This window comes from Falsiroseomonas oryzae (genome assembly GCF_027856955.1).
Classification (GTDB): Bacteria; Pseudomonadota; Alphaproteobacteria; order Acetobacterales; family Acetobacteraceae; genus Falsiroseomonas; species Falsiroseomonas oryzae.
On record NZ_JAPSMD010000439.1, the window covers coordinates 1 to 4,343 of the forward strand.

The 4,343-nt window shown below is 73.9% G+C and carries 6 protein-coding genes; all 6 read right to left on the reverse strand.

The window, feature by feature from the left end; genetic code table 11:
* A partial coding sequence (gene thiL, locus OZN99_RS26440; protein WP_270938221.1) for a thiamine-phosphate kinase occupies window positions 1-600 on the reverse strand: 600 nt, incomplete at its 3' end.
* 31 nt (window positions 601-631) lie between these two features.
* Entirely contained in the window at window positions 632-1,123 is a 492-nt protein-coding gene (gene nusB, locus OZN99_RS26445; protein WP_270938222.1) for a transcription antitermination factor NusB, read from the reverse strand.
* Entirely contained in the window at window positions 1,120-1,596 is a 477-nt protein-coding gene (ribH, locus tag OZN99_RS26450) for a 6,7-dimethyl-8-ribityllumazine synthase (RefSeq protein ID WP_270938223.1), read from the reverse strand. The genes nusB and ribH overlap by 4 nt, the downstream gene beginning before the upstream one ends.
* Window positions 1,593-2,717: a 3,4-dihydroxy-2-butanone-4-phosphate synthase gene (ribB, locus tag OZN99_RS26455; protein WP_270938224.1), complete on the reverse strand. Its 1,125-nt coding sequence runs from the start codon at window positions 2,715-2,717 to the stop codon at window positions 1,593-1,595. The genes ribH and ribB overlap by 4 nt, the downstream gene beginning before the upstream one ends.
* Window positions 2,714-3,325: a riboflavin synthase gene (locus tag OZN99_RS26460; protein WP_270938225.1), complete on the reverse strand. Its 612-nt coding sequence runs from the start codon at window positions 3,323-3,325 to the stop codon at window positions 2,714-2,716. Before OZN99_RS26460 ends, ribB begins: the two co-directional genes overlap by 4 nt.
* Before the next feature lie 5 nt (window positions 3,326-3,330).
* The coding region (gene ribD / locus OZN99_RS26465) for a bifunctional diaminohydroxyphosphoribosylaminopyrimidine deaminase/5-amino-6-(5-phosphoribosylamino)uracil reductase RibD (protein ID WP_270938226.1) at window positions 3,331-4,343 on the reverse strand (1,013 nt) is incomplete at its 5' end.

Here is a 4,343-nt window from a genome sequence, read left to right on the forward strand (position 1 = left end):
CTGCCCCAGCGCCAGCCGCGGCCGCGGCAGCCGGTAGCGGTCCGCCAGGTGCGGGTCGGGCGGCAGCCGCCCGGTCAGCGCCAGCAGCCCGAGCGCGCCGTCGCCGATGGTGCCGGAGACCCAGACCTCGTCACCCGGCCTCGCCCCGGCCCGCCGCAGCGCCCGCCCGGGTTCGACGGTGCCGAGGATGGTCAGCGAGAAGCTGGCGGGCCCCGGCGTGGAGACGGTGTCGCCCCCCAGCACCGAGAGCCCGAACTCCTTCTGGTCGGCCGCCAGCCCGGCCACGAACTCCGCGATCCAGGCATCGGACGTGCCCTGCGGGAAGGCGCAGGTCATCAGGTAGCCGAGCGGCGCGGCGCCCATGGCCGCGAGGTCCGAGAGGTTCACCCGCAGCAGCTTGCGGCCGATGGTGTCCGGCGGGTCGTCGGGCAGGAAATGCACCCCCGCCACCATCGCATCCGCCGCCAGCACGAGCTGCCGGCCGGCCGGCGGATCGAGCAGCGCCGCATCGTCGCCGAGGTCCAGCGCCCCGGGACCGGCCAGCGGGCGGAAGTGCCGGGCGATCAGCGAGAATTCGGGCGGCAGGTCAGCGGCGGTCATGGCTCCGCCCTCCGCCGAAGGGCGGCCGGGATCACCCCCTGACGAACTCATCCGCCCGGAAGGTCCGCGCCAGGGCCTCCAGCACGCCATTGGCGAATTTCGGCTCGTCGCCGGCGAAGAAGCCGTGCGCGATGTCGAGATACTCGTTGATGACCACGCGCATGGGCGGATCATGCGGCTGCATCAGCTCCGCCGCGGCGGCGCGCAGCAGGGCGCGCAGCACGGGGTCCAGCTTCTCCAGCGGCCAGTCCTTGGCCAGCACCGCGCCAAGGGCGGCGTCGATCCGCTCGATGTCGCGGGCGGCGCCTCGCACCAGCTTCGCGAAGAGCTTCACGTCGGCTTCCGGCACCCGGCCCTCGGCGAAGCTCTCCTCGGCCTCGTTCGGGCCCAGGCGATGGCGCACGAACTGCTCGATCACCGCTTCCGGGTTCTCGCCGGCCTGCTCGGACTGGAACAGCGCCTGCACCGCGGCGACGCGCGCCCCGGTGCGCGGGCGGCCCGGGCCCGGCCTGCGCGCGCTCATGCCGACCACCGCCGCGCCAGGACCAGCTGGCCCAGCAGCGCATGCGCCGCCTCCGCGCCCTTGTTCATCCGGTCGTCGCGGGATCGCGCGATGGCCTGGTCCAGCGTGTCCACCGTCAGCAGCCCGAAGCCGAGCGGCACGCCGGTCTCCGCCGAGATCGCCATCACGCCCTGGCACACCGCGTCGCAGATGAAGGTGTAGTGGTCGGTCTCGCCGCGCACCACGCAGCCCAGCAGCAGGAACCCGTCCCAGCCGCCTCGCTTCAGCGCCATGCGCAGCGCCGCCGGCAGCTCGTAGGCGCCGGCGACGTCCACCGTCTCCACCGTCGCGCCCGCCTGCTCCAGCACGGCGGCCGCGCCGCGCCGCATGCCGCCCACCACCTCGGCGTAGTAGGGCGCCTGGATGACCAGCAGCCGCGCGGGCGGGCCCTCCAGCCGCGAAACCGCGCGCTCCGGCGAATCCTTCGTGCTCACGTCGTTTCCTTCGGGATGGGCCGCGTCTCCACGACGGTCAGCCCGTAGCCTTCCAACCCCACCACGGGGCGCGGGTTGTCGGACAGGCGGACGATCTCGCGCAAGCCCAGATCCGCCAGGATCTGCGCCCCGATACCGTAGTCCCGCAGTTCCGGCGCTGCCGCGCGCCGGTCCCGCCGCGCCCGGATCGCCTGGGAGAGGCCATCCGCACGCCAGTCGCGCAGCAGCACCACCACGCCGCGCCCCTCCTGCGCGATCGCCTCCATCGCGTTGTGCAACTCGTGCTCCGCCCGCCCGGCCACCAGGTCCTGCAGCATGGAGGCCGCGTGCATCCGCACCAGCGTCGGCTCCGGCCGCGCCAGGTCGCCCTTCACCAGCGCCAGGTGCTCGCCCTGGTCCAGGGTGGAGGCATAGACCACGACGCGCCAGGACCCGCCGATGCCGTCCACCACGCCTTCCTCGACGCGCCGCACCAGGCGCTCGGTCCGGCGGCGATGCGCGATCAGGTCGGCGATGGTGCCGAGCTTCAGCCCGTGATGCTGCGCGAAGGCGACGAGGTCGGGCATCCGCGCCATGGTGCCGTCGTCGTTCATGATCTCGCAGATCACGCCGGCCGGGTTCAGCCCGGCCAGCCGCGCGAAATCCACCGCCGCTTCGGTGTGCCCCGCCCGCACCAGCACGCCGCCGTCGCGCGCCACCAGCGGGAAGACGTGGCCGGGCGTGACGATATGCTCGCGTCCCAGCTCCGGGTTGATCGCGACCGCCACGGTGCGCGACCGGTCGGCCGCGGAGATGCCCGTCGTCACCCCGTCCCGAGCCTCGATCGAGACGGTGAAGGCGGTCTGGTGCCGCGTGCCGTTGGACTGCGCCATCAGCGGCAGTCCGAGCTGCTCCACGCGGCTGCGCGTCATCGCCAGGCAAATCAACCCGCGCGCGTGGCGGGCCATGAAGTTGATCGCGTCCGGCGTCGCGAACTGAGCGGGGATGACCAGGTCGCCCTCGTTCTCGCGATCCTCGTCGTCCACCAGGACGAACATCCGGCCGCGCCGTGCTTCGTCGAGCAGCTCCTCGGCGGGCGAGAGGAATTCGGCGAAGCTCGTCCGCGTCGTCTCGACGTTCACCGCTGGTACTCCCGCAGCCGCGCGACATAGCGCGCCATCATGTCGATCTCGAGGTTCACGCGGCTGCCCGGCTGCAGCGTGCCGAAGGTGGTCACCGTGGCGGTGTGGGGGATGATGTTGACCCCGAAGGTCTCCCGGTCAACCTCGTTCACCGTCAGCGACACCCCGTCGATGGCGATGGAGCCCTTCGGCGCAATGAAGGCCGCGAGCTCGGCCGGCGCCCGGAAGCGCCAGCGGACGGAGCCGTTCTCGGGTGTCGCCGACACCACCTCCCCCGTGCCGTCCACATGGCCGGCCACCAGGTGCCCGCCCAGCTCGTCGCCGACCCGAAGCGACCGTTCCAGGTTCACCCGAGTCCCCGGCTTCCAGCCGCCCAGCGTGGTCTTCGACAGCGTCTCGGCCGAGGCTTCCACCGCGAACCAGTCGCCGCCCAGCTCCAGCGCCGTCAGGCACACCCCCGAACAGGCGATGGAGGCGCCGAGCACCACGGGCGCGGGGGTGGCCAGGAAGGCCGGAGAGGTGCCGATGACCAGGCGGTGGTCGTGCCCCCCGCCGATCGGCTGCACCTCCCGCACCGTGCCGAGGTCGGTGACGATGCCGGTGAACATGACGGTCAGGTCCTCTCGAACTCGGTGAGCCAGTCGTCCCCGAGGGGGCGGCTGGCGACGCGGCGGAATCTGGGCATGGCGGCCAGGGCCTCAACCGGCAGGGGGTAGGCGGCCGGGATGCCGTCCCCGCCCATCACGGCCGGGGCATGGAACCAGGCGAGCCGGTCCACCAGCCCTTCCCGCAGCAGGGCAGCCGCGATCCCGGCGCCGCCCTCCGCCAGCAGCCGCGTCACGCCGCGCTGGGCGAGGCGGGCCAGCAGGGGCCGGAACGCCAGCCCCCCCTCCCCGCGCGGCACCGTCACCACCTCCGCCCCGGCTGCCTGGTAGGGAGCGAGCGCCGCGGGGGGGTGGCCGGGCGCGGTCGCCAGCAGGGTCGGATGGATGGCGGCGGTGGCGAACAGCCGTGCCGTGACCGGCGCGCGCAGCCGGGCATCGGCCACGACCCGCAGGATCGGCGTCGGCGCCGCCCCGGGCAGGCGGCAGGTCAGGTCCGGGTCGTCGTCGATGACGGTGCCGGAGCCCACCAGGATGGCGTCGTGCCGGGCGCGCAGCGCATGCGCCTCCCGCCGCGCCGCGGGACCGGTGATCCACTTGCTCTCGTTGGACTTCGTCGCGATGCGCCCGTCCAGCGTCGTGGCGAGCTTCAGGGTGACGACCGGCAGCCCCTCCCGGATGCGACGGGCGAAGCCGGCATTGAGGGCCTGCGCCTCGGCCTCCAGCAGCCCTTCCTCCACCGCGATCCCGGCCGCGCGCAGCATGGCGAAGCCGCGCCCGTCCACGCGGGGGTCGGGGTCGCGCATGGCGCAGACGACGCGCGCCACGCCTGCCGCGATCAGTGCGTTGCAGCAGGGCGGCGTGCGGCCGAAATGCGAGCAGGGCTCCAGCGTGACATAGGCGGTCGCGCCGCGCGCCAGCTCGCCGGCGCGCCGCAGGGCTTCCGTCTCGGCATGCGGCCGCCCGCCCGGCTGGGTCCAGCCGCGGCCGACCACGCGGCCGTCCCGCACGACGACGCAGCCTA